This is a genomic window from Devosia naphthalenivorans, from assembly GCF_003056355.1.
GTDB classification, from domain to species: domain Bacteria; phylum Pseudomonadota; class Alphaproteobacteria; order Rhizobiales; family Devosiaceae; genus Devosia; species Devosia naphthalenivorans.
In genome coordinates, this window is the sequence record NZ_PYVW01000003.1 from 147323 (window position 1) to 172277 (window position 24955).

Sequence of the window (24955 nt, forward strand, 5' to 3'; positions counted from 1 at the left end):
TCGTAGCAAGACTTAGAGCTTGTAGAGGATCTGGTCGACCCAGAAGCGCTCCAGGCGGGCCAGCGCCTTGTTCAGGCCGTCGAACTCGTCGTCGCCCAGGCCACCGACCTTGTCGATCGACTTGAGGTGACGATCGTACAGCTCATCGATCACTTCCGCCACTTCCTCGCCCTTCGGGGTCAGCTTGATGCGGACCGAACGGCGGTCCGAACGCGAGCGCTCCTGGAAGATGTAGCCGGTTTCGACCAGCTTCTTGAGGTTATAGGAGACGTTCGAGCCCAGGTAGTAACCGCGAGAGCGCAGCTCACCAGCGGTCAGTTCAGCATCGCCGATGTTGAACATCAGCAGCGCCTGGACCGGATTGATGTCATCCCAGCCCATGCGGTCGAACTCGTCCTTGATCAGATCGAGCAAGCGACGGTGCAGGCGTTCGACCCGCGACACGGCTTCCAGATAGAGCGGCTTCAGGCTCTTGGGACGTTCCGGAACGATGGCCTCGGCTGCGTTGGATTTGATCGCCATTTGTGCCTCACTGTTTGCTGTCTGTGCGATTTTTCGCATCTGATAGGGCCAAACTACGGCGCCCAAGCTAAGATCAGCCTAAGCGGCGTGATTAAGAGCATCTTACTGCAAAACAATGGGAATTTGGCTTTATTCTTCGTTACACCGGTAGAGAAAATTGTAACCTTACGCAGACGTAAAGGTTCGATCAGTCGGTGGCGCGGGCCCGATTGAACCTGATGCTCAGCACAAAGATCAGCAGGATCGAGGCTAGCAGGACCACCCGGACGGCAAAGCCGAAGGCCGACATGGCAATGTCTGGGTTGCCCATCAGATAGAGCACCAGCTCGGCGCCCGTGGAGCCCACCAACAGAACTGCACCCCAGCTTGCCTTGATCCACAACCCCACGGCCGCGGACAGCCGCGCGAGCGCGAAGATGGCGAGATAGACAAAGCCGGTGACCCCCAGCGTTGAGATCGGGCTGACCGGGCCGAGATTGACACCAAGCAGGCGCCCGGCGTCGCTCAGGCCCAGCATGAGGCTGATGATGGCGACGATGCGAATATAGATGCCGACAGGCGGAGCGTTTAGAGCCATGCGGGTTTCTAGACCGACACTGCGCATGCGACAAGCCAGACCTTGGACGGTCAAAGCTGCACTGCTAAAGCAAACGCAGCACAGGAGAGCGACGATGTCCCAGGATTGGCAAAAGCACGACATGGATTTCCTTGGTGGACGGCGGCTGCGCCGCGCCCGGCGGACCGCCTGGAGCCGCGCAATGGTTCGCGAGACGGTGCTGACGCCCGCGGACCTCATCTGGCCGCTTTTCGTGATCGAAGGGCAGAACGAGAAAACATCGATCCGAACCATGCCAGGCGTAGAGCGGCTGAGCGTCGATCTCTGTGTCGAGGCAGCCAAGGCCGCGCGCGATGCCGGCATCCCTGCCCTGGCCCTCTTTCCCAATACGCCGGATCATCTGCGCAGCGAGGATGGCCGTGAGGCTTTCAATCCGGACAATCTGATGTGCCGCGCTCTCAGCGCCATCAAGGATGCGGTACCGGAGATCGGGCTCATCGCCGATGTCGCGCTCGACGAATATTCCAGCGATGGACAGGACGGTCTGGTCCGCGACGGCGAAATCCTGAACGACGAAACCGTTGGGGTCATGGTCAAGTCGGCTCTGGTGCAGACCAAAGCCGGCGCTGATATCATTGCTCCCTCCGACATGATGGACGGCCGCGTGGCCGCGCTCCGTGACGCACTGGACGAGGAAGGGTACGAGCAGACCCAGATCATGGCCTACGCCGCCAAATACGCGTCCTACTATTATGGACCGTTCAGGGAAGCTGTCGGTTCGGGCAGCAGGCTCAAGGGTGACAAGCGCACTTACCAGATGGATTACGCCAACTCCGATGAAGCACTGCGCGAAATCGAGCAGGACATCGCCGAAGGCGCGGACAGCATCATGGTCAAACCAGGCCTGCCCTATCTCGATATAGTCCGGCGCGCGAAGGACAACTTCAACGTACCGATCTACTCCTATCAGGTGAGTGGCGAATTCGCGATGATCGAGATGGCAGCGGCGGCCGGCGCCATCGACCGCAAGGGGGCAATCCTGGAAAGCCTCTATGCATTCAAGCGCGCAGGTGCCAACGGGGTGCTGACATATTTCGCGCTCGAAGTGGCACGTGAGCTGGGGCGATAGGGGTTCAGGAAACCGCCTACATATCGTCCTTCTAAGCGGGAGTGCTCATATCGGGCGCTTTGCGCCGCTATTTCAGTCGACACCCTCCCCCTTGCGGGGAGGGATCAAGGGTGGGGGACGTTTAGCCCCCATATTGGGGCCAACCGCCACCCCCTCCCAGCCTCCCCCGTCAAGGGGGAGGTGCCGCCCGGCGAGTAGGAAGCATCGCACCTCCACCACCGGTCACACCCAAGGAAACACTCCCCCCTTGCGGGAAGGCTAGCCTCAAACCTGCGGCTTGCGCTGCGGCTTGTGGTCTTTCGGCTTCTTCTTTTCGGCACGTGGGGCGCCATCCGCGGCCTTGCCAGCCCATTTTGGCTTGCCCTTGTCCTTGCTTGGCGGAGCCTTCACGACCTTGGGTGGCTTGGGCTTGTCAAAATCCGGCGTTGGCGCGCGGGGCTTGTCGCCATCACTAGCCGGATCCCAGCCGCTTGCAGGGGATGCGTCGAAATCGTCCGGCCGCAGGCCGGCAGAGCCGTAGCGCGCCTTGCGATCGGCACGCTCCGGACGCGGTGCGTTGGCGTCGAAGCGCTCAATGGGCCCCGCTGGGCGGCGCTGTGAGGGCGGCGGGCCGGACCGGCGCTCGCCGGGACCATCGACTGCAGAAATGGTAACACCGCGCTCACCGGAGCCGTTCTTCTCGATGCTCCGGGCGAAGGCATCGGCCTTCTGCGCGGCAACTTCAAAGATGGATTCGGTGTCGAAGATGCGGATCGAGCCGATGGCCGTCTTGGTGACATTGCCGGCCTTGCACAGCATGGGCAGCAGCCAGCGGGGCTCCGCCTTGTGCTTGCGGCCCACCGTGACCTTGAACCATGTGCCGCCCTCGAATTTTTCGCGGGTGCGTGGGTCCTTGTCGCCTGGCTTGTCGAAGACCGGCGCGTCGGAAACATCTTCGGGCGCAGGCCGGGCAGCCAGTTGCTGGCGCAGATAGGCGGCGGCGATGGCCTCGGCCGAATGGCGCTCCATCAGCTGGGCGACGAATTCGGCTTCACCTTCGGCCACCGGACTGCTGAGCATCTCGTTGGAGAGGATGCTTTCGCGGTAACGCGCCTCGATGGCTTCCGCCGAAGGAGGAGCCATCATAGTCACGTCGAGTTTGGCGACCTTGAGAATGCGCTGGGCCACATTGCGGCGGTGCATCGGGGAGATGATGACGCAGGTACCCTTGCGCCCTGCCCGACCGGTACGACCCGAACGGTGCAGCAGCGTATCCGGATTGGTAGGCAGATCGGCGTGGATGACCAGATCCAGATTGGGCAGGTCGATGCCGCGAGCAGCCACGTCTGTAGCCACGCAGATATGGGCACGGCCATCGCGCATGGACTGCAACGCATTGGTCCGCTCGGCTTGCGATAGCTCGCCCGAGAGCGTCACAACATCGAATCCACGATTGTGCAGCCGTGCCGACAGGTGCTTCACGCCTTCACGAGTAGAGGCGAAGACGATGGTGTTGACCGCCTCGAAATAGAGCAGCGTGTTGATGATGGCGTTTTCGCGCTCGGCGGCGGGCACCAGCATCAGCTTATAGTCGATATCGGCATGTTGCTCGTTGGCGCTGGTGGCAGCGACGCGCAGGGCATCACGCTGGAAAGTCTTGGCCAGTTGCGCAATCGGCTTGGGCACGGTCGCCGAGAACAGCAGCGTGCGACGATCCTCGGGCGCGGCGTCCAGAATGAATTCGAGATCTTCGCGGAATCCCAGGTCGAGCATTTCGTCTGCTTCGTCGAGAACCACTGCCCGTAGCGCCGACATATCCAGCGCGCCACGCGTGATGTGGTCACGCAGGCGACCGGGCGTCCCGACCACGATATGCGCCCCGCGCTCGAGCGCCCGGCGTTCGGTGCGAGCATCCATGCCGCCTACGCAGGACGCTGTCTTGGCGCCGGTTTCGGCATAAAGCCACTCGAGTTCGCGCTGTACCTGCAGGGCCAGCTCGCGCGTTGGCGCGATGACGAGAGCCAGCGGCGCGCCGATTTCGGTGAAGCGCTCGGCGTCGCCCAGCAGCGTCGGCGCGATGGCCATGCCGAAGGCGACGGTTTTGCCGGAGCCCGTCTGGGCCGACACGAGCAAATCCCGGCCGCTTGTTTCATCTTCGATGATAGCGGCTTGCACCGGCGTTAGCGTCTCGTAGCCTTTGGTAGCAAGGGCACGGGCGAGCGGAGGAAGAATAGTTTCAGGCAGTGACATTAGTGGCTTTCTTGGACGCCGACCAAGCTATGGCGTCATACCCGCGCTAAGCGGGAAGCCCACTTTTGCGGATGGTTCGATGATAAACGCGCCGCCTCTGCGGGAGTTCACGTGCACAATAGCACAAGTAAGCAAAAAGGCCGCCCCGCGGGCGGCCTCAATATTCGTCTGGCGCAGAAGCGCTTAGCCGACCAGTTCTTCGTCCGAGAAGAAGAACTTGATTTCTTCGGCAGCAGTTTCGGGGGCGTCGGAGCCGTGCACCGAGTTTTCGCCAATGGACAGGGCGAATTCCTTGCGGATGGTGCCTTCGGCAGCATTGGCTGGATTGGTTGCGCCCATGACTTCGCGGTTCTTGAGGATAGCGCCTTCGCCTTCCAAAACCTGCACGACAACTGGCGATGCAATCATCTGCTCGACGAGTTCGCCAAAGAAGGGGCGTTCCTTGTGAACCGCGTAGAAGCCTTCGGCCTGGACGCGGGTCATGTGGATCTTCTTCAGCGCGATCGGACGAAGGCCGGCTTCCTCGAACTTCGCGATGATCTTGCCGATGAGGTTACGACGGACGGCATCCGGCTTGATGATGGAGAAGGTGCGTTCGAGCGCCATGGGGTTCGATCCTTGAGTGGGTCTGTTGGTAAGGTCGCGCCTTGTAGCGTCAGAGTTTGACGGAGGCAAGACGCGGGTACAGCCATTTCAGGTAGCCCGCATCCATAGCACCTAGTCTTCGTCGACGCGGTCAGTTCCCGTAGCCAGCACGCTGCCATCGGGCGCGAGAAGGGTCACGGAAACTGCTGTCACCGAAGCGTCAGCTGCAACAAGCTGCTCCACCTCGATTTCCTTGATCTGCTGGGTGCAGACTTCGGCTGTGCTGGTGGTGGGGAATGTCACGGCGAGCACACCGTCGATGTTTTCACCGATCTGCGCAGCGCCGACAGTTTCGCAGGCGCTTCCCCCATATTCGAATTCAATCTTGATCTGGTCGGCACCAGCCCGGTCGGCGTCGAGATCATCGAGTGTCATGGCCTGCTGGCCATGGGCGAAACCGGCGCTTGCAAGAGCCAGTGTAGCGGCAAGGGCAAAGGGGGCAAATTTCATATCGGCGTCCTCTTCGGCTAAGGTCAGGGCCAACTTAACGCTCTGGGTGCCAGGAAAGTGCCGCGACAAAGCGGCACGGCCGGGACGCGAAATGGTTGCCATCCGCACGGCATGACTTTATCGAACGGCATACTGTTTTTTGCAGGACTGGCGCGGCGGTCGTCGCTTGCCTCTGTTTCCTGCTCCTTTTCCAAGAATGTCCCATCATGCTGACCATCAACAATCTCACCTATCGCATTCAGGGACGCGAACTGTTTGAAGACGCCTCCGTGGTGTTGCCGACCGGCTCGAAGACCGGTTTCGTCGGCAAGAATGGAACGGGCAAGACCACGCTGTTCCACCTGATCCAGGGCCACCTTGCGCCAGATGCCGGCAGCATCGAGCTTAACAGGAAGGCGCGCATTGGTGCCGTTGCGCAGGAAGCACCGGCCGGAAACGAAAGTGTGCTGGACGTTGTGCTGTCGGCGGACAAGGAGCGCACCGCGCTGATGGCTGAGGCCGAAACCGCGACCGATCCCGATCGCATCGGCGAAATTTACATGCGGCTCGCCGACATCGATGCGCACACTGCCGAAGCACGGGCGTCCTCTATTCTGAAGGGGCTGGGCTTCGAACAGGACCGGCAGATGTCTCCGACGCACGAATTGTCGGGCGGCTGGCGCATGCGCGTGGCCCTGGCCGGCGTGCTGTTCAGCCAGCCTGACCTGCTGCTGCTGGACGAACCGACCAACTATCTCGACCTTGAAGGTACGCTTTGGCTGGAGAAATACCTCGCCACCTATCCCTATACCGTCTTCATGATCAGCCACGATCGTGACCTGCTCAACAAGGCCGTGAGCTCGATCATTCATCTCGAGCATCGCAAGTTCACCTTCTACAAGGGCAATTACGACACTTTCGAAACCACGCGCCGCATGCAGATGGAGCTCAACAACAAGAGCCGCGACAAGGCGCTCGACCAGGTTGCGCATCTGCAGAAATTCGTTGACCGCTTCAAGGCGAAAGCCACCAAGGCCAAACAGGCTCAGTCGCGCATGAAGATGATCGAAAAGCTGAAGCCCCCGGCGGCAATGTTCGACGAATATTCGGCGCCATTCACTTTCCAGCAACCAAAGGTCGAGGCACCGACGCCGATGCTGACACTGGACGGCGTTTCGGCCGGCTATGGCAATAAGACCATTTTGCGCAACATTGATATGCGCATCGACCCCGATGACCGTATCGCGCTGATCGGCGTGAACGGCAACGGCAAATCGACCTTCGCCAAGCTTCTCGCTGGCGATATCGAGCCGATGGGCGGCAGTTTGCGCAAGGGCAAGAAGCTCGAGATCGCGCATTTTGCGCAGCATCAGATGGACAAGCTCAAGCCTGAGTGGACGCCGTTCGAGCATGTTGTCGACCTGATGCCGACCGAGAGTGAAGCCAAGCGTCGTTCGCGGTTGAGCCAAATGGGTCTGACCAAGTCGCGCATGGACACCAAGGCCAAGAACCTTTCAGGTGGCGAACGCGCGCGTTTGCTGATGGGCCTGATTACCTTTGGCGGGCCGGGGATGATGATCCTCGACGAGCCGACCAACCATCTGGATATCGACAGCCGCGACGCGCTGGTGCATGCGCTCAATGATTATGAAGGCGCCGTGCTGATCATCAGCCACGACCGGCATCTTATCGAGGCCACTTGCGACACCCTATGGATCGCCGAGGGCGGCACCATCCGGGAGCTGGATGAAGATCTCGACAGCTATCAGCGAAGCATCACGTCGAGCAAAGAGGGCAAAGGCGGAGGCACCAAGGCCGAGCGCAAGGCCAACAAGGCCGAGGCTGCTGCACGCCGTGCCGAGATTGCGCCCATCAAAAGTTCGATCAAGGATGCTGAAACCAAGATCGCGCGCCTCAAGTCGGAAATTGCCAAGATCGATGCGCAACTGGAAGACCCCAAGATCTACAACGGTCCTGCAGACCGGATGATCGCCCTGGGCAAGGACAAGGCGCGGTATTCCGCCGAACTGGAGGCTACCGAGGAGAAATGGCTGGAGCTGAGTGCTCAGCTCGAGGAGGTGGAACGCGCCTGAGGGTGGTTAACCTGTCGGCCTGAGCCTCGTTGACAGTCGCCCGCCCCTGCTCTCTTCTGGGCGCACGGTGAAGTGCTGAAAGTGGATGATGCGCGTTCCTGGTTTGAAGCTGGTTGTTTCGGCATTCCTCTGCCTGCTGTGTGTCGCTGCCGCCGCGCAGGCGCAGGACTTCAGCAAGGCGCAGCGCGCAGAGATTCGCCGGTTCGCGGCCAACAACAGCCTTTTCGTGCTGTACCATGAGATCGGGCACCTGCTGTTCCACCAGCTTGAACTGCCGATCCTGGGGCGGGAGGAAGACGCCGCGGACAATGTCGCCACCTGGATCCTGCTGAACAAGCGAACCAAAGAGGCTGACCTTGCCCTGGCCCAGGCGGCGGAAGGCTGGGCCCTCTCGGGGATCGCCTATGATAGCGGTGGCGAGGAAAGCGACTACGCCGCCAATCATAGCCTCGACAAGCAGCGGGCCTACCAGATCGTCTGCCTGATGGTGGGCATGGACGAGAAGACGTTCCGCCCCATCGCCAATGAATATCGGATAACCACAGATCGCCAGGACAGCTGCAATTGGGATTACGGCACCATAAACCGCAGCCTGCTGGGCCTGCTCGGGCGTGACAACAAGAGCGGCGGCGGCACCGAGGTGACCGTCACCTATCATGGTGCTGGGCGCGAGTTGCAATATGCCGCCGACGCGTTCAAATCCAGTGGCGTCTTCGATCAGGTCGCCGACGAATTGCGCAACAACTACCGTCTGGAGAAGCCGGTCGCGTTCAATGCGAGGCGATGCGGCGAAGCCAACGCGTTCTATGATCCCGAAACGGTCGAGGTCATTTTCTGCTACGAGCTCATGCAGGATTACATGGACCTCTATTCAGGCAGCTTGGCCGCCAAGCCTGCAATAAAAACAAAGACCGGCAAGACCAAACCGCCAAAGCCTTCAGCGGAGCAATGAACCCGGCCTCAGGCCTTCTTGACCCAACGCCCGTCCTGCTCCTGCTGCCAATAGGTTAGCGCGTTGCCTTCGCGCAGTGCTTTCCAGGCCAAGCGAGCCTCGGTCACAGCATCAGGATCCTGGCCGGAGAACATATAGACGATGCGCTGGTAGCCCTCCGCCGATTGCGGCACCGCGCGATCGACAAAAAACCTGCACGCCGCGGAGTTGCGGTTGTCAGTGCCTGTGGTGATCAGGATGGGCTGGTGCTCCTCGGCACCCTCCCCGTCCATGCCATGAGCAAGGAAACTGTCGTCCCGATAGGTCCAGAGGTGCGCATCCAGTGCTTCCGCGCGTTCGCTGGAGCCTGCTTCGACGACAGCACGCCAGCCCCGCTCAAGGGTCTTCTCAAGCAGTTGAGGAATGACAGCCTCGAGCGGGCGTGCTTCGAGATGATAGAACAGGACTTCGGGCACTTTCACTCCATCGGACCAGCGATCTGCGGGTGCAACTTAATCCTCGTAGTAGTCCCGCACCAGCCGATCCAGCAAGGCCACGCCAAATCCGGGAGACCAGGATGTGTTGACCTCGCTATTGCTTCCGCCGAATGCCGTACCGGCGATATCAAGATGCGCCCATGGCACGTCGTTGACGAAGCGCTGCAGGAACTGCGCTGCCGTGATCGACCCGGCAGGCCGGCCCACGGAGTTGCGGATGTCGGCGAATTTGGACTCGATCAGCTTGTCATAGGCCGGTGAAAGCGGCATCCGCCACAGCTTCTCATTGGCGCTCAGCCCAGCATTGAGCAGTTGAATGGCCAATTCATCATTGTTGGAAAAAAGCCCTGCATGCTCATGGCCCAGAGCGACAACGATGGCGCCGGTAAGGGTCGCCAGATTGACCATGAACCGGGGCTTGAACCTGTCCTGCGTATACCAGAGCGCGTCAGCCAGCACGAGCCGGCCTTCGGCGTCGGTGTTGATGACTTCGATGGTGGTGCCGCTCATCGCCTTGACGATATCGCCGGGGCGCACCGCGCTGCCCGACGGCATGTTTTCCACCAGGCCGATGACGCCGACGACGTTTACCGGCGCCTTGCGCGAGGCAAGTGCATGCATCAGCCCTGTGACGGCGGCCGCGCCTCCCATGTCGCCCTTCATGTCTTCCATGCTGCCCGCAGGCTTGATGGAGATGCCGCCGGTGTCGAAAACAACGCCCTTGCCGACAAACGCCAGCGGCTTGTCCCCTTCCTTGCCGCCGCGCCACTGCATCACGACGAGACGCGGCGGACGGTCGGACCCCTTGGCGACGCAGAGCAGCGAGCCCATGCCGAGTTTTTCCAGCGCATCCTGTTCAAGGATTTCGACGTCGACGCCCAGCTCGCCCAGCTCGTTCGCACGAGCGGCGAATTCGACGGTGCCCAAGGTGTTGGCGGGCTCGTTGACCAGGTCGCGAGCCAGCAAGGTGCCTTCCACCGTGGCTCCGCGATTGGCGATGGCGACATCGGCCGCTGCCGAATCCGGAACGTGCAGCGTGATGGTCATCAGCGCCGGCGCCTCGTCCGGGCGCGCAGACTTGTACTTGTCGAACTTGTAGTGCCGCAATCTCAGGCCAGCTGCCAGTTCGGCAATGGCCGCCGGACTAGCGTCCGATTCTTCGATCAGAACGGCGATATCGGTGGCTCGAATGCCCTGAAGCTTGGCCATGAGCGATCCGCCCCGATCGGTCCAACCGTTGAGCGGCGTGTTCCTGGATGAACTGCCGCTCCCCAGAACCAGCAGGCGCTTGCCGCCGGCCGACAGCACATCGATAATCTGCCCCTGCTTGCCCTTGAAGCCGGCCGAGGTAATCGTTTCATCCCAGTCGAGGCCGGTCGATGTCCAATGTTGCAGGGCATCGCCCGATGGGCGGGCACCTTCGGCGACGTAGAACACGGTCAGGGCAGCGTTCACCGCGCCGAGCGGCGAGGTACGAATATCAAGGGACTGGGACATGGAAGGCCTTGGTGGGCAGGAGGCGCGGGACGCCAGGATGGATTTCGTCCAAGCATTGGTCGGTTTGCCCCGCGCGTCAATCCCGCAACAAGTTCTGCACAAAAGCTTGGATGCACGTTTGGCAGCTTGTTTCGGCCGGACACAGCACCGATAACCGGGCACGATGAAGCGACTGACGGCCTATCTTTCACGCCTGTTCGTTACGGATGCCCTTATCCTGTTTGGGGTCGTCTGCGTTTTGCTATGGCTGGTGAACTGCCTGCGCTCGTTCGACGTGGTTGCGGTCAAGGGCCAGGGGCTGTGGACCCTGGCGTTCCAGGCCTTGCTGACCATGCCGCCGCTGGTTGGCGCATTCTTTTATGTCTGCGTGGGCATAGGGCTGGCCCGGGCACTTCAGGCGCTGCAGGCCAACAAGGAACTTCATATCATTCACGCCGGCCATGGCCTGCGTTCGCTATGGGCGGCGACAGCGGTGGTGGCTGGTGCAGGCGTCGTAACAATTCTGCTGATTTCCAACTTCGCCGAGCCGGCTGCGAATCGGCGGCTCAGTCTGCTCTCCGCCAGCATCGCGGCCGATCTGGTGAGTGCCACCCTGAAGCCGCAACAATTTACGCAAGTGACGCCCGGCGTGATCCTGCTGATCGGTGGTCGCTCTGGAAACGGAGAAATTCAGGAATTTTTCGCGGATGACCGTCGCGACCCTGATACCAGGCGGACCTATGTGGCCGAATCCGCCCGGGTCTCCAGCGATGGCGAGAACTACATCATCGAATTGCGCAATGGCGCCTTGCAGTACACCGAATCGAACGGGCGTTTTTCCGAAATTTCCTTTGCGCGCTACGACATCAATGTCGATCTGCTGACGCAGGAAGGATATGGCGGCAACCCGATGTTGGAAACCAACAGTGTTACGCTGGTTCAGGAAGCGTTCGCCTCCGGCAATTGGACGTCCGAACTGACCAAGCTGTTGTTCAACCGTATGATCGAAGGGCTCAGGGTCATTGCCATCTGCATGATGGTGCTGGCGATGGCGGGCTTTCCGGGCGGGAGGCGGGGGCGGATTGCCGTCCCGATGGAGGCAGTCGTATTGCTGCTGGCATTCGTTGAGCGCGGCGCCAGCGCCTACAGCCCACTCGGTCCCTCCACAGGGGCCCTCCTGCTGATCGTGATTTCCGGTGCTGTCCTGCTGCAGCGCACCTGGCCGCGGCGGCCGCTCCCCATGGTGACGACATGAACCGGATCGACTGGTTGGTGCTGAACCGGCTGGCCAGCCGGATCGGGGTTACCGTGTTCGTGTTCTACGGGCTGATAGCGCTGGTTGAATCGCTGGACACCTGGCGGTTCAACTATGTTGCCGACAACCAGGGAATACCCCTGGCGATCTTGATGGTCGCCATGAGCGCGGTCAAATGGACCATCAAGACTTTGCCGGTCACGGTGCTGCTTGGCGCCATATTGGGTTTCATGGACCTGAAATCGCGCCACGAGCTGACGGTGATTCATGCCAGTGGTATTTCAATCTGGAAAGCCGTTCGCATGCCGACCCTGGCAATGTTGTCCGTTGGGCTGCTCATTGCGCTGGTGGCTGAAACGGCCAGCACGCAGATCAACCGGCAACTGGATCCGCGCCCGCCGGGCCAGGGCTCGTTCCTCGTCCCAGGCGGCGAGATCTGGCTGGAGGAACGCAGCCAGACGGACCACTATCTGATCATGGCGACCGGCCTTGAGCCGGGCGGCTCTGCGCTGCTCGATGTCACGGTGTTTTTGCTCAATCCTGGCCGCAGCGAGCGAGTAGAAGCGGCCGGTGCCGTGCTTGAAAACGGGACATGGCGATTTACCGACGCTCTGTTGCGGAGCACTGACGAGCCGCCGCGCTTGGTTCCTGGCTACACCCTGCCTTCCAGCATGACCCAGGCGGAGCTGGCACTCCGAACGTCCTCCACCGAGGACATGACATTCTTCGAGATTGCGACCCTGCTGCAAGATGGCGTGTCGGACCCGGTCATCAGGAATGCAGCGCTGATGCGGTTCCTGAAACTGCTGGCCCTGCCCATGGTGCTCACCGGGTCCCTGTTCATTGCTTTTGCGTTTACCGCGGGTTATCGAAGAGGCTCTAATTATGGTCCGGCGGTCCTCTATGGGGTCGTGCTTGGGTTCGTGGTGTTCGTGATCACAGAGATGGCCGATCGTGGCGGATCGACCGGTGTTCTCGATCCTACGTTTGCCGCGGTCGGACCAGCGTTTGTGGCAATCGTCATTGGCGTGACGGTTTTGCTGCACAAGGAAGACGGACGCGCGTGAGAGTAACGAGTTGGAGCGCATGGACGAAGACGATGCTGCGTCTGGCGAGTGCCAGCGCCGTGATCGCCATCGCTTCGGCAAGTGGCGCAGTCGCGCAGTCGGGGGCCTTGGTCCCTGTCGACATGTTCAACGCGCCGATCGATCCGGCCGCACCAGTCGCTGTTGAGGCGGATAGCCTCGTTTTCGAAGCCAGCACCAGCACGATCACCGCAACAGGCGGTGTCGTGGTTCGGCAAGATGGCTATACGGTCAATGGCGAAAACCTGATCTATAATCGTGCCAGCAACGAAGTGCGGTTCAGCGGAGCAGTCAGGGTTGTCGATCCGTCCGGGAACATCCTGGACACGGTTGACCTGGAACTCACGGGCGGCCTCAAGCAGGCGTTTCTGCAAGCCATAACCATCACGACATACGACGGCGCGCGCATCACCGCAGATAGCGCCGATTATGACGATGCCCTCCAGACCCTACTGGAAAACGCGACCTATTCACCGTGCGGCGACTGCATCGACGACAAGGGCCGGCGGATCGGCTGGTCCATGCGCGCGGACAGGATCACCTACAATGCCGAGGATGGTTCGGTTTATCTGGAGCAGCCGAGCCTTGCGCTGCTTGGCATTCCTGTGGCGTGGCTGCCGTTTCTATACCTGCCTGACACCAGCGACTCTGCGCTGTCCAAAGTTCCGAGGCCTACCTTCGCTTATAGCGAAGAGCTTGGAGCACAAATTGGCGTTGAAGTTACAGCATATTCCAGCCAATGGACGGACATCATCCTGTCGCCGCGCCTGATGAGCCGCCAAGGTCTGCTGATGAGCGCCGAATGGGTGCAGCGGTTTGACAATGGCTCATTCCAGATCAAAGGGTCCGGTGTCTACCAGTTGGACAAGGAAGCGTTCGCTTTCTCCGATGCGCAGCGCGACTGGCGAGGAGCACTACAAACGTCAGGCAGCTTCCGGCCAGTCACAGACTGGACCGTGGGCTGGAGCTACACGGCGTTCAGCGATGCAGCGTTCCTCGAAGACTATGATATTTCGGCGGCGACTTCATCGGTCAACGAAGTCTATGCCACTCATCTGACCCGAGACACTTTTTTTGACGTCCGCCTGCAGCAGTTCAACGTATTGGGCGACGTATTGCCCATAACGCAGGATCGGCAGGGGCAAGCCCTCCCAGCAGTGCGGTTCGAGCACATGCTCGAACTTGCGCCGGGTTCCGGACGGATCGAGATCAGCGGCAGGTTGCTCGGCGTCCGCCGGGAACTGGATCATACCATCGCGCCAAACGGAGTGCCCTATACGTTCGGTTACGCTGGCGACAAGCAGCACGCAACTCTGCAGGCCGGCTGGCAGAACCAGTACATCGGCGCGGGCGGGTTCGTAGCGACCCCGTATCTTGGTGGGCGCGCGGACTTTGCCTATTATGACGGCACCAGCACCCTTGCCGAGGCGCCCGGCGAGACAACACTGTGGAGTGCGACGCCGATCGCCGCCATGGACGTGCGCTTCCCCATGGCGTCGAGCGATGGTTCAACCGTTCACCTGATCGAGCCTATCGGACAATTGGTTTATCGCGGGTCGGGGACGACCGCCGTCGGCATCACCAATGACAATGCGCAAAGCTTCGTCTTCGATGACACGAATTTGTTCAGCTTCAATCGCTTCTCGGGCACGGATCGCCAGGAGACCGGGCTGCGCGCGAATATCGGCGGGCGCTACCAGGCCGATTTCGTGGATGGCAGCTATCTTGAGATCATCGCCGGCCAGTCGTTTCATCTTGCCGGTGAAAATGCCTTCGCCAGTGCCGATCCAGCGCTGACAGGCGTAGGTTCAGGGCTGGAGACAACGGCCTCCTACGCAGTCCTGGGCGCCTATGGCTCGTTCCTGCCGGGGCTTCAGGTCGGTGGCAAGCTGCAGGTGGACCCGCATGAGGCGCGTATAACGCGCGCTGGCGCGGGTGTGAACTATGCCAATGCCGGCTATAGCGCGGGGCTCGACTACAACTACATCGCAGCGAATGACGATCTGGGCCAGCTGGTCGACCAACAGGAGATCGGCGTCAGCGCAGGGGTGCCGCTCGCAGACTACTGGAGCCTCAACGCCAGAACCTATTGGGACCTCACCGCGAACAGCTTCCTGCTCGCCGGTGCAGGCGTACGGTATGACGACGGCTATCTACTCATGAGTGCCGATGTCAGCCGCACGGGCGAAACCCATACCAGCCCTGACGATACAAGAATAACCGCTTCTTTCCGCATCAAGGCGCCGGCTGGTTTCAATGCCGGCTTTGACTACTGAAGCCGTGAGCCGCCGCTATCGGATTTTGGCCGTATTGTTGAGCAATTGACAGAGTGCTTTTACAGCCCCATTGAGGGCCGACGATTTTAACCTATCAGAGCGGACACTACGCTATGGCGAACACTTTCTGGGGGCGCATTGCTGGCGCCATGATTATCGGCACCATGCTGACCGTAAGTGCTGCAATGCCAGCCTTTGCACAAACCGTGCGTGTAACCGTGAATGGTACACCCATCACCGACGTTCAGATTTCGCAGCGCGTGAAGTTGTTTGCGCTGGAAGGAAACAGTGGCGGGCAGAAGGGTGCAACTGATCAGCTCATCACCGAGGCTATCCAGATGGCCGAAGCCAAGCGCCTGGGCATCACAGTGTCCAACTCACAGGTGGACGAGGCTTTTCTGCAGATCGCGCGCAACATCAATGTGAGCCAGGAGCGGCTGCAGCAGATGCTGCAACAGGGCGGCATCAACATGGAGACGCTCAAGGACCGTCTGCGGGTCGCCATTGCCTGGAACGCGGTGACGGAACAGGCCATCGTTCCGAATGTGCAGATCTCGGATCTCGCGCTGGACCAGCAGGCAGAAAACCAGCTGCAGGCCTATCAGAACTTCGACTACATCCTCAAAGAGGTGCTGTTTGTCGGCCAGGGCTCCAGCGGCCGTAGTGGTCAGGCGAACAATTACCGTTCGAAATTCTCCGGTTGCGATGCGGCAGTCGACCTTTCGCTCGGCTACACGGACGCAGCGGTGATCGACGTCGGCCGCCGCCATGCAACGCAATTGCCTGAAGCAATTGCCAAGGAACTGGCCGGGTTGAACGTCGGCGGCATCACCAAGCCGCGCGTGGTCGAAAACGGCGTCTCGATGCTCGCAGTCTGCGAAAAGGCACAGGCCGAAGACCTGACCTTCATCAAGGGCGACCTGCGCGCCGAAGCCGGCAACAATGCGCTTGAAGGTCAGGTGGCAAGTTACCTCGAAAACCTGCGCAAGAGCGCCAAGGTCATCTACAACTAAGCAATGGGGCCCGGTCACGGGCCCTTTCGCCGACCGCCGGGGGCCGAGATGAACAAACCGCTGGCGATCAGCATGGGCGAGCCCGCCGGCGTTGGGCCCGATATCGTCCTCGCGCTCTATGACCGGCGCAAAGAACTGGCCCTCCCCCCATTCTGCCTGTTCGGCAATGTGGACTTCCTGCGTTCCAGGGCCAAGCGGCTGGCTCTTGATATAGACTTCGCAACAGTAGGCGCGGAAGGCGCGGCCGAGTCATTCGACCGCTCACTTCCGGTTGCCAACATCGAAGGCCTTGTGCCCGATCATCCGGGGCAAACTTCCCCGCTCTCGGCGAACGCTGTAATTGGCGCCATCACTCAAGCAGTACAGGCGACATTGACCGGAGCCTGCCGCGGGCTTGTGACGGCGCCGATCCACAAGGGCGCCCTGTATCACGCCGGCTTCAGCCATCCCGGCCACACCGAATTTCTTGCTGAGCTGTGTGCGCAAGGGGCTACGCCAAGGCTTCCGGTGATGATGCTGGCGCATGGCGGCCTGCGGGCCGTTCCAGTGACGATTCACGTGCCCATCAAGGATGTGCCGAACCTGCTGACCAGGGAATTGATCGTCGAGACGGCGCGCGTCGTCGCGCACGATCTGGGCATTCGGCTCGGGATAGCCAATCCGCAGCTTGCGATTGCCGGGCTGAACCCACATGCCGGCGAAGGTGGCGCGATTGGCCGTGAGGATCTGGAAATCGTCGCGCCCGCCGTTGCACAGTTGCAGTTCGAGGGCCTGGACGTTGTGGGTCCCCTGCCCGCCGACACGCTGTTCTACCCCACACATTGGGCAAAGTACGACGCGGTAATTGCGATGTACCACGACCAAGCGCTGATCCCGATCAAGACCGTAGCATTCGAGGATGCTGTCAACGTTACCTTGGGCTTGCCGATCGTGCGGACCTCACCGGACCACGGGACGGCGTTTGACCTGGCAGGAACCGGGCGAGCCTCGCCACGCAGTTTTCTGGCAGCCATCGCGATGGCCGACGCCATGACGAGCAATTCATGAGTCAAATCGATAACTTGCCGCCGCTTCGTGAAGTTATTGCCGAGCACGGTCTGCGGGCCAAAAAAGAGCTTGGTCAGAACTTCCTGCTGGATTTGAACCTTACGGCGCGGATTGCCCGGGTCGGCGGATCGCTGGAAGGCGTTCGGGTCATCGAAGTGGGTCCGGGCCCCGGCGGCCTCACGCGGGCGCTACTCGCGGAAGGTGCGCGGGAAGTGATCGCCATCGAACGCGACGCCCGCGCACTCCCCGCGCTGGCCCAGATCGCGCAGGCGTATCCGGGCCGCCTGACGGTCATCAGCGGCGACGCCATGGACATGGACTATCGGATGCTGGCCGATGGACCGACGCGGATCATCGCCAACCTGCCCTACAATATCGCCACTCCCCTGCTCACTGGGTGGCTCACGGTTGATCCCTGGCCGCCGTACTTCGAAAGCCTGACACTGATGTTCCAGCGCGAAGTTGCCGAACGGATTTGCGCTCGTCCAGGAGAAGACCCCTATGGGCGGCTCGGCGTGCTGGCCGGCTGGCGCACAGATGCGCGCATTGCCTTCAACGTGGGGCGGCAGGCCTTCGTACCCCCGCCAAATGTCACGTCGGCCGTTGTGCATCTGGTGCCAAAGCCAGTGTCCGGCGACGTGGCGGTGAAGAGCCTTGAGCAGGTCACCCGCTCGGCGTTCGGTCAGCGCCGCAAAATGGTGCGGCAGAGCTTGAAAGCCACTGGAGTTCCGGTAGACGCCCTGCTCGCTGCTGCAGGGCTGGAAGGGAACGAGCGAGCAGAAGAGTTGCCCGTCGAAGCCTTTCTCGCCATGGCGCGGGCACTGCCAGGATTGCGGCAGTCCTAGACACCGGCCGGAGGCTGCGCCACTTCTTCTGGCGCTGATAGCGGTGGCAGGTAATACAGCCGGAAGGCAACCAGCATCGCGGCAATTATCGCACCACCGCTAACGATCATGACGCCATTCCACTCCCAGGCTGCCCAGGCATAGCCACCCAGCGTTCCCAGGATCGACGAGCCCAGGTAATAGGCGAACAGGTAAATCGCCGATGCTTGTGCCCGTCCAATTGGTGCCCGTCGGGCAACCCAGGCGCTGGCAATCCCATGCGCCGCGAAATAACCGACCGTTGTTATGGCGAGGCCCGCGATGATCGCGATGGTGTTTGGCACGAGCGTCAGGAATACCCCCGCCGCCATGGTGAGCACCATGGTCCAGAACACCTTCCGCCTCCCCAGACGCTGCGCCAGCCCACCGGCCCAGGCCGAACTGACACTTCCCAACAGGTAGACCACGAAGATGGCAGCTATGGCCGTGTGGCTCAACTCGAAGGGCGGCCGGGCCAGCCGAAACCCTGCGTAGTTGTAGAGAGTGACGAAGCTGCCCATGAGCAGGAATGCCGAGGCAAACAGCCATGGCAATCCGGCATCGGAGAACTGCAGGCGGACCAGCCGCACGAACTCGCGCCCACCGATTGGCGAACGCGTCGAATTGCGGGGCTTCGGCAAAAGCAGGACGACGATGACGGCCGCGATGGCGATCAATCCGCCAAGTATCCCCAGCGCCAGGCGCCAGCCCACCAGATCGGCCAGCATGCCCGACACCAGACGCCCGGCCATGCCACCGATTGCCGTGCCGCCGATGTACAAACCCATGGAAAACCCAAGGGCCTCCGGGTCCATCTCCTCGGCCAGATAGACCATGGCGACTGCGGGCAGCCCTGAAAGGCTCAGGCCCATCAGGGTCCTTATCGCAATCAGCGAATGCCAGTTCGGAGCAATGGGCAGCAGCAGGCCCAGAATGGCCGTAGCAACGATGGCGCAGACCATCAAAAGCTTGCGCCCGACGCGATCCGCCACCCAACTCGCCAGCAGCAAGGCAAGCGCCAAGGGGCCCGTCGTGGCCGACAAGGCCAGCGAACTCGTGCCGGCATCCAGCTCGAATTCAGCGGCAAAAATGGGCAGGAGCGGTTGAACCGAGTAGAGCGAAGCGAAGATCGCGAAGGCCGAAAGGAAGAAGGCTATGTTGGCCCGAACGAAGGCCGGAGTGCCGCGGCGGATCACAACTGGTTGCGCCGCCTCCACTTGTCAGATCGAATCGATCTGGCTTTGTAAGTCCTTGACAAAGCTGGCCAAGTTCAATTGGCGGTCACGCTCCAGGCGAGCCGAAACCAGGATGGACCGTACCCGTTGGGTCGATGCCTCGAGGTCCTCATTGACGAGGACATAGTCGTATTCGTTGAAGTGCTCCATCTCGATCCGAGCATTGCTCAGGCGTTTCTCGATGGTGCCGACGCTGTCCTGGGCGCGCCGTTCGAGCCGGGCGCGCAGTTCCTTGATGGAGGGCGGCAGGATGAAGACGGTAACCATGTCCTTGCGGCTATTGCGGTACAGCTGCAGCGTGCCCTGGTAGTCGATGTCGAACAGGATGTCGTTGCCCGCTGCCAGCTGTTCTTCCACCCGCGCGCGGGGCGTACCGTAGAAATTGCCGTGCACTTCAGCCGATTCGAGCAGTTCCCCGTCAGCCTGCATCTGCTTGAATGTCGACACGTCGATGAAGTGGTAGTGCTTGCCGTCGACTTCATCGGTGCGGCGGGCACGCGTGGTGACGGAAACCGACAGCTTGATATTGGGATCGGCGCCGAACAGCGCGCGCGAGATGGATGACTTGCCAGCGCCCGATGGCGAGGCGATGACCAGCATGACACCGCGGCGCTGAAACTCCATACGGTTGATCCTATTCGATGTTTTGCACTTGTGCGCGTAGTTGCTCTATCGCCGCCTTGAGGTCAAGGCCGATCGCGCTAGCTCCACCGCGATGACTCACGGCTGTGCCGCAGGGTCACCCGCCTCTTCAGCCTCAACGTTTTCCAGCGCTTGCCGCGCGGCTTCCGCTTCTGCCTCGTCGGCAATCTGGCGGTAGCGCGCTACATTCTCGCGGTGCTCGGCGTAAGTCTCGGCAAAAACGTGCCCTTCGCTCGGCGATGCCCCCTTGGCGACGAAGTACAGATATTCATGCTCATCGGGGTTCGCGACGGCCTTGAGCGATTCCACACCCGGATTGGCAATCGGGGTCGGCGGCAATCCGTCGATCTGGTAGGTGTTGTAATCGGTCTTGGCTTCGATCTCGGAGCGCCGCAGCCCACGCTCGAGCGGCGCCTGGCCCTTGGTGATGCCATAGATTATGGTGGGATCGGATTGGAGGCGCATGCCGGTACGCAGGCGGTTGACGAACACTGCGGCAACCTGCGGACGCTCCGTTGCGACGCCCGTTTCCCGCTCGACGATCGAGGCAAGAACCAGCATTTCCTCTGGCGTCTCGATCGGCAGATCGGGCTGGCGGCTTTCCCAGATAGCAGCCAGCTGCGTCGTCATCGCTTCCTGCATCTTGTCGAGCACCGACTGGCGGGTGTCACCGGGCACATAGTCGTAGCTGCCCGGCAGGATCGAGCCTTCCGGAGGGAGCGTGGTGATTTCGCCCTGCAGGTCGCTCGTGCCATCAAGGCGCTGGATGACCTGCCAGGCTGTCCAACCTTCAGGAATCGTCACTGCGTAGCGGATCGGATTACCCTGGGTAAGCTCGCGGACAATGTCGGACATGCTGGCGCCGGCGGGAATGCGGAAATCACCGGCCTTGACGGTAGCTTGCTGCTCCAGAGCACGGACGCCCGCCCTGAAGATAAGCTGGTTGGTAATGAGCCCCTGCTCTTCGAGCCGTGCCGCAATGGAGCCCAAACCGGAACCGGACTCGACGCGGAAAACAGTCTCTTCGGCTGCCGGTCCATCACCATAGAACTGGGATGCACCATAGAGCAGCAGGCCGCCCCCAGCGAGCAGCCCGATCACGAGCAGCGTCAAAAAGCCATTCAGGATATCGATGAAACCATTGCGGGAACGGCGGCGCTGACGCCGGGCGGCCTTGCGATCATTCATCAGTGTTCATCCCTATAGCCGGTTCGCTGCTGGACTAGCGCCCGATCTTGTCATCATCTCGGCGCAACGCACCGGCGAGCATTGATTGCATGGCTGGCGGCAAAGACAAGGGGCACATGCGCGACGGCGCGATGTGCCCCTTTTAAGTCGTGGGAAAATCAGCCGACCTTGCGCATAACCAGCGTCGCATTGGTGCCGCCAAAGCCGAAGCTGTTGGACAGCGCGACATTGATCTCTTTCTTGAATGCCGTCTTGGGCACCAGATTGATCACGGAGTCGACCGATGGGTTGTCGAGGTTGAGCGTGGGCGGCGCGATGCTGTCGCGCATGGCCAGCAGGCAGAAGATGGCCTCTACCGAACCGGCCGCACCCAACAGGTGGCCAATGGCCGACTTGGTGGAGCTCATGACAGCACTGGAAGCGGCGTCGCCCAGAACGCGGGTGACTGCGCCCAGTTCGATCTCGTCACCCAGCGGCGTCGAAGTGCCGTGCGCATTGATGTAGTCGATTTCCGAAGCGCTGATCCCTGCCCGCTTGACGGCAGCGCTCATGGCACGGAAACCGCCATCGCCATCAGGGGAGGGAGCGGTGATGTGGTAGGCATCACCCGAGAGGCCATAGCCGATGATTTCGCCATAGATCTTGGCGCCACGAGCCTTGGCGCGTTCATAGTCCTCGAGAACGACGATACCGGCGCCCTCGCCCATCACAAAACCATCGCGGTCCTTGTCATAAGGGCGAGACGCAGCTTCGGGATTGTCGTTAAAACCGGTCGATAGTGCACGTGCCGCTGCGAAGCCGGCGAGTGCCAACCGGTTGACGCAGCTTTCAGCGCCGCCCGCTACCATCACGTCGGCATCGCCCAGAGCGATCAGGCGCGCGGCATCACCGATGGCGTGCGCGCCCGTAGAACACGCCGTCACCACCGAGTGGTTCGGCCCCTTGAGGCCAAACCGGATCGACACATAGCCGGAGGCGAGATTGATTAGGCGGCCCGGAATGAAGAACGGGCTGATCCGGCGCGGGCCTTTTTCATGCAGGATTATGGAGGCATCATAAATGCCGCCAATTCCGCCGATGCCCGACCCGATCAGGACGCCGGTGCGTTCCTGCTCTTCCTGGGTTTTAGGTTCTACGCCTGCATCGTCGATCGCCTGTTTGGCCGCGGCCATGGCGTAGACGATGAAGTCATCGACCTTGCGCTGTTCCTTGGTGTCCATCCACTCATCGGGATTGTACTTGCCGTCGACGTAGTCGCCGAGCGGCAAGCGATGAGCGATCTGGCACGCAATATCATCGACCTGGAATTCATCGATGCGTTTGGCGCCACTCTTTCCAGCCAGAATGTTGGACCAAGTGGCTTCAACTCCGCAGCCGAGGGGCGTTACAAGGCCCAGCCCGGTTACGACGACACGGCGTAATTCCATGGTCAATGTTTCTCTGCGGCTCTTAGCCGACAGCCTTGGTGAGGAACGAGACGGCGTCGCCGAAGGTCTGGATCTGCTCGGCAGCGTCGTCAGGAATTTCGACCGAGAATTCTTCTTCGAATGCCATCACCAGCTCGACCTGGTCGAGGGAGTCGGCGCCAAGATCGTCGATGAAGCTTGCCTTCTCGACAACCTTCTCGGCATCCACATTAAGGTGTTCCACAACGATCTTGCGGACCCGATCAGCGACATCGCTCATATTTGACTTCCCTTTTTAGAAATCGAGGTTTCGTTTCGTTTCTTATTGGCGCGGTACTATTTCTTCAAGCACCGTGTTGGCTGACTTTGGGCCAATGTAGGCGCACTTTCGGGCGCCCGCAATGCAGTCTGCCAAGGCCGACAGCGGCGGCGAGTATCACACTTGCACTCCTATGGCCATAAGCGGACCCGTTGGTTTTCAACGGGTTTAAATCATCGCCATGCCACCGTTGACGTTCAAAGTATGGCCGGTGATGTATCCCGCCGCGTCACTGGCGAGGAAAACGGCACAACCCGCGATCTCCTGCGCAGTTCCCAAACGGTTGGCTGGAATCGTGCCCAGGATCGCCTCGCGCTGCTTGTCATTGAGTTCATCGGTCATGGCCGAAGCGATGAAGCCGGGGGCGATCGAATTGACCGTGATGCCGCGCGATGCGACCTCGTGCGCCAGCGCCTTGTTCATGCCGATCAGCCCGGCCTTGGACGCAGCGTAGTTGCCCTGCCCCGGATTGCCCATAACGCCAACCACCGAGGAAATGCCGATGATGCGGCCAAACCGCTGCTTCATCATGGAGCGCAGCACGGCGCGGTTGAGGTGGAAGGCAGCTGTCAGATTGACCGCAATGACCTCGTCCCACTCTTCATCCTTCATGCGCATGAACAGGTTGTCGCGCGTCATGCCGGCATTGTTGACCAGGATGTCGATGCCACCCATGGCAGCCTCGGCCGACGGCACAAGTTTGTCGACGTCATCGAGCTTAGACAAATTGCAGGGGAGAATCGGGCTGTCCTTGCCAATTTCCTTTGCGGTGTCTTCCAGCGCGCCGACGCGCGTGCCGCTGAGGGCAACAATAGCGCCGGCCGCAGCAAGTGCCTTGGCGATTTCACGGCCGATGCCGCCGCTAGCGCCAGTTACCAAGGCACGCTTACCAGTTAGATCAAACATTTAGTGCTCCCAGCGGAGATACAGATTCAGGCGCTTAACGGCGTAGGCGAAGGCTCAGGCGGTCAGCTCGGCCACAAAGGCATCGATGTCGGCCGGCGTGCCGACAGCGGTTGCGCTCGCTTCCGAGTTGATGCGCTTGGCCAGGCCGGTCAGCACCTTGCCGGTGCCGAGTTCGGCCAGATGGGTAACGCCGCCCTGACCGGTCAGCCAGGTGACACTCTCCGTCCACCGCACGACGCCGGTCACCTGCTCGACAAGGCGCTGGCGAATATCGGCGGGGTCGGAAATCGGCTGCGCCAACACGTTGGCCACCAGAGGCACCGCAGGCGCCTGCATGCTGACTTCCGCCAGCGCCTGCGCCATCGCATCGGCAGCCGGCTGCATGAGCGAACAATGGAATGGAGCGCTGACGGGCAATAACAGCGCGCGCTTGGCGCCCTTGGCCTTGGCAATCTCGACGGCACGCTCGATGGCCGCAGTGGCTCCAGAGACAACGACCTGCCCCGGCGCATTGTCGTTGGCGACGTCGCACACCTCGCCCTGCGCCGCTTCTGCGGCGACTTCCTGAGCCGTTTCCAGATCAAGCCCCAGCAACGCAGCCATGGCGCCGTGCCCCACGGGCACCGCCTTCTGCATCGCCTGACCGCGCGTCTTCAAGAGCCGCGCCGTATCGGACAAGGAGAATGTGCCGGCAGCGCAAAGGGCCGAATATTCGCCCAATGAGTGCCCGGCGACATAAGCGGCATGGTCGGCTAGGCGAACGCCTTTTGATTCCAGAACGCGCACCACTGCCAGACTCACCGCCATAAGGGCGGGCTGTGCGTTCTCGGTCAGGCGCAGAATATCGTCGGGTCCTTCGAACATGATGGCCGACAGACGCTGGCCCAGGGCCTCGTCGACCTCCTGGAACACGGCGCGGGCCTCCGGATAGGCCGCGGCCAGATCCTTGCCCATGCCGACAGTCTGGCTGCCCTGCCCCGGAAAGGTGAATGCGCGCTTGCTCATGAACAGCCCCCTCTTTTACCTTAGTTTGACAACCGCTTCACGCGCTGTCCAGTTGCGCGGCGTGTGCCCAAAGGGTGTGGCGGAGTCAAGGCGAAGCGAGGCCTTGCCCCCATAAGCCTTGCCTCATGCCCTGCTTTCCCCTATATGGCGCCCAGCAATTCGTTTGGCCGGGGGCTGAACGGAGGGTTTGCCGTTTGCAATAACGGCA

23 protein-coding genes are annotated in these 24955 nt (G+C 61.1%); 9 read left to right on the top strand and 14 right to left on the bottom strand.

Going from position 1 to position 24955, the window contains the following annotated elements:
• Nucleotides 1-12: 12 nt before the first annotated feature.
• Both ldtR and C8264_RS06345 read right to left on the bottom strand, forming a co-directional pair.
• Entirely contained in the window at nucleotides 13-522 is a 510-nt protein-coding gene (gene ldtR / locus C8264_RS06340; protein ID WP_108460132.1) for a transcriptional regulator LdtR, read from the bottom strand.
• Between the two features lie 187 nt (nucleotides 523-709).
• Complete coding sequence (locus tag C8264_RS06345; RefSeq protein WP_108460133.1) at nucleotides 710-1099, bottom strand: DUF6163 family protein; 390 nt, start codon at nucleotides 1097-1099, stop codon at nucleotides 710-712.
• A gap of 94 nt (nucleotides 1100-1193) precedes the next feature.
• On the opposite strand from C8264_RS06345, the gene hemB reads away from it, so the two are divergent.
• Nucleotides 1194-2207, top strand: coding sequence for a porphobilinogen synthase (hemB, locus tag C8264_RS06350; RefSeq protein WP_205245628.1), 1014 nt, complete (start codon nucleotides 1194-1196; stop codon nucleotides 2205-2207).
• Nucleotides 2208-2471: 264 nt separating this feature from the next.
• Here the strand turns inward: hemB and C8264_RS06355 are convergent, their stop codons facing one another.
• The 3 genes from C8264_RS06355 to C8264_RS06365 form a co-directional block, all read right to left on the bottom strand.
• The gene (locus C8264_RS06355; protein WP_108460134.1) at nucleotides 2472-4436 is read right to left on the bottom strand and encodes a DEAD/DEAH box helicase; all 1965 of its coding nucleotides are present in this window, start codon (nucleotides 4434-4436) and stop codon (nucleotides 2472-2474) included.
• A gap of 183 nt (nucleotides 4437-4619) precedes the next feature.
• Nucleotides 4620-5042, bottom strand: coding sequence for a nucleoside-diphosphate kinase (ndk, locus tag C8264_RS06360; protein ID WP_108460135.1), 423 nt, complete (start codon nucleotides 5040-5042; stop codon nucleotides 4620-4622).
• A 111-nt stretch (nucleotides 5043-5153) separates the two neighbouring features.
• Nucleotides 5154-5531, bottom strand: coding sequence for a hypothetical protein (locus C8264_RS06365; protein WP_162783489.1), 378 nt, complete (start codon nucleotides 5529-5531; stop codon nucleotides 5154-5156).
• 206 nt (nucleotides 5532-5737) lie between these two features.
• On the opposite strand from C8264_RS06365, the gene C8264_RS06370 reads away from it, so the two are divergent.
• The gene (locus tag C8264_RS06370) at nucleotides 5738-7603 is read left to right on the top strand and encodes an ABC-F family ATP-binding cassette domain-containing protein (RefSeq protein ID WP_108460137.1); all 1866 of its coding nucleotides are present in this window, start codon (nucleotides 5738-5740) and stop codon (nucleotides 7601-7603) included.
• 85 nt (nucleotides 7604-7688) lie between these two features.
• Nucleotides 7689-8555: a DUF4344 domain-containing metallopeptidase gene (locus tag C8264_RS06375; protein ID WP_108460138.1), complete on the top strand. Its 867-nt coding sequence runs from the start codon at nucleotides 7689-7691 to the stop codon at nucleotides 8553-8555.
• Nucleotides 8556-8563: 8 nt separating this feature from the next.
• Here C8264_RS06375 and C8264_RS06380 read toward each other — a convergent pair whose 3' ends face one another.
• A complete protein-coding gene (locus C8264_RS06380) occupies nucleotides 8564-9010 on the bottom strand; it encodes a DNA polymerase III subunit chi (protein ID WP_108460139.1) in 447 nt (148 codons plus the stop codon).
• 36 nt (nucleotides 9011-9046) lie between these two features.
• Complete coding sequence (locus tag C8264_RS06385; protein WP_108460140.1) at nucleotides 9047-10528, bottom strand: leucyl aminopeptidase; 1482 nt, start codon at nucleotides 10526-10528, stop codon at nucleotides 9047-9049.
• Between the two features lie 163 nt (nucleotides 10529-10691).
• On the opposite strand from C8264_RS06385, the gene C8264_RS06390 reads away from it, so the two are divergent.
• The 6 genes from C8264_RS06390 to rsmA all read left to right on the top strand — a co-directional run bounded on the left by C8264_RS06390 (nucleotide 10692) and on the right by rsmA (nucleotide 18028).
• Nucleotides 10692-11762 (top strand): LptF/LptG family permease, encoded by a 1071-nt coding sequence (locus C8264_RS06390; RefSeq protein WP_108460141.1) that lies wholly within the window; start codon nucleotides 10692-10694, stop codon nucleotides 11760-11762.
• Nucleotides 11759-12829, top strand: coding sequence for an LptF/LptG family permease (locus C8264_RS06395; RefSeq protein ID WP_108460142.1), 1071 nt, complete (start codon nucleotides 11759-11761; stop codon nucleotides 12827-12829). The genes C8264_RS06390 and C8264_RS06395 overlap by 4 nt, the downstream gene beginning before the upstream one ends.
• A 32-nt stretch (nucleotides 12830-12861) precedes the next feature.
• The gene (locus tag C8264_RS06400) at nucleotides 12862-15123 is read left to right on the top strand and encodes an LPS-assembly protein LptD (protein WP_108460143.1); all 2262 of its coding nucleotides are present in this window, start codon (nucleotides 12862-12864) and stop codon (nucleotides 15121-15123) included.
• A gap of 113 nt (nucleotides 15124-15236) precedes the next feature.
• Nucleotides 15237-16136, top strand: a complete 900-nt coding sequence (locus tag C8264_RS06405) for a peptidylprolyl isomerase (RefSeq protein WP_108460144.1) — start codon at nucleotides 15237-15239, stop codon at nucleotides 16134-16136.
• 48 nt (nucleotides 16137-16184) lie between these two features.
• Nucleotides 16185-17183, top strand: coding sequence for a 4-hydroxythreonine-4-phosphate dehydrogenase PdxA (gene pdxA / locus C8264_RS06410; protein WP_108460145.1), 999 nt, complete (start codon nucleotides 16185-16187; stop codon nucleotides 17181-17183).
• Entirely contained in the window at nucleotides 17180-18028 is an 849-nt protein-coding gene (rsmA, locus tag C8264_RS06415) for a 16S rRNA (adenine(1518)-N(6)/adenine(1519)-N(6))-dimethyltransferase RsmA (RefSeq protein ID WP_108460146.1), read from the top strand. Before pdxA ends, rsmA begins: the two co-directional genes overlap by 4 nt.
• On the opposite strand, the gene C8264_RS06420 is transcribed toward rsmA, so the two are convergent.
• The 7 genes from C8264_RS06420 to fabD all read right to left on the bottom strand — a co-directional run bounded on the left by C8264_RS06420 (nucleotide 18025) and on the right by fabD (nucleotide 24747).
• Complete coding sequence (locus C8264_RS06420) at nucleotides 18025-19242, bottom strand: MFS transporter (RefSeq protein WP_245892961.1); 1218 nt, start codon at nucleotides 19240-19242, stop codon at nucleotides 18025-18027. The genes rsmA and C8264_RS06420 overlap by 4 nt on opposite strands.
• Before the next feature lie 24 nt (nucleotides 19243-19266).
• Nucleotides 19267-19905: a guanylate kinase gene (gene gmk, locus C8264_RS06425; protein ID WP_245892962.1), complete on the bottom strand. Its 639-nt coding sequence runs from the start codon at nucleotides 19903-19905 to the stop codon at nucleotides 19267-19269.
• 96 nt (nucleotides 19906-20001) lie between these two features.
• Nucleotides 20002-21111, bottom strand: coding sequence for an endolytic transglycosylase MltG (gene mltG / locus C8264_RS06430; protein WP_108460148.1), 1110 nt, complete (start codon nucleotides 21109-21111; stop codon nucleotides 20002-20004).
• A gap of 158 nt (nucleotides 21112-21269) precedes the next feature.
• Nucleotides 21270-22538: a beta-ketoacyl-ACP synthase II gene (fabF, locus tag C8264_RS06435; protein WP_108460309.1), complete on the bottom strand. Its 1269-nt coding sequence runs from the start codon at nucleotides 22536-22538 to the stop codon at nucleotides 21270-21272.
• Between the two features lie 22 nt (nucleotides 22539-22560).
• Nucleotides 22561-22797 (bottom strand): acyl carrier protein, encoded by a 237-nt coding sequence (locus C8264_RS06440; RefSeq protein ID WP_108397792.1) that lies wholly within the window; start codon nucleotides 22795-22797, stop codon nucleotides 22561-22563.
• A 207-nt stretch (nucleotides 22798-23004) separates the two neighbouring features.
• Nucleotides 23005-23742 (bottom strand): 3-oxoacyl-[acyl-carrier-protein] reductase, encoded by a 738-nt coding sequence (gene fabG, locus C8264_RS06445; protein WP_108460149.1) that lies wholly within the window; start codon nucleotides 23740-23742, stop codon nucleotides 23005-23007.
• Between the two features lie 54 nt (nucleotides 23743-23796).
• The gene (gene fabD / locus C8264_RS06450; protein WP_108460150.1) at nucleotides 23797-24747 is read right to left on the bottom strand and encodes an ACP S-malonyltransferase; all 951 of its coding nucleotides are present in this window, start codon (nucleotides 24745-24747) and stop codon (nucleotides 23797-23799) included.
• Between the last annotated feature and the right edge of the window lie 208 nt (nucleotides 24748-24955).